The 571-nt window shown below is 55.5% G+C and carries 1 rRNA gene; it reads left to right on the forward strand.

Going from position 1 to position 571, the window contains the following annotated elements:
- A 23S ribosomal RNA gene (locus tag N782_RS20485) occupies nt 1–571 on the forward strand; the annotation flags it as partial.

Raw genomic sequence — 571 nt, forward strand, 5'->3', positions numbered from 1 at the left:
AACGGAGGCGCCCAAAGGTTCCCTCAGAATGGTTGGAAATCATTCGCAGAGTGCAAAGGCACAAGGGAGCTTGACTGCGAGACCTACAAGTCGAGCAGGGACGAAAGTCGGGCTTAGTGATCCGGCGGTTCCGCATGGAAGGGCCGTCGCTCAACGGATAAAAGCTACCCCGGGGATAACAGGCTTATCTCCCCCAAGAGTCCACATCGACGGGGAGGTTTGGCACCTCGATGTCGGCTCATCGCATCCTGGGGCTGTAGTCGGTCCCAAGGGTTGGGCTGTTCGCCCATTAAAGCGGTACGCGAGCTGGGTTCAGAACGTCGTGAGACAGTTCGGTCCCTATCCGTCGTGGGCGTTGGAAATTTGAGAGGAGCTGTCCTTAGTACGAGAGGACCGGGATGGACGCACCGCTGGTGCACCAGTTGTTCCACCAGGAGCACTGCTGGGTAGCTACGTGCGGAAGGGATAAGTGCTGAAAGCATCTAAGCATGAAGCCCACCTCAAGATGAGATTTCCCATCATTTTAAATGAGTAAGATCCCTTGTAGACGACAAGGTTGATAGGTCCGAGG

This window comes from Pontibacillus yanchengensis Y32 (assembly GCF_000770635.1).
Taxonomy (GTDB): domain Bacteria; phylum Bacillota; class Bacilli; order Bacillales; family BH030062; genus Pontibacillus; species Pontibacillus yanchengensis.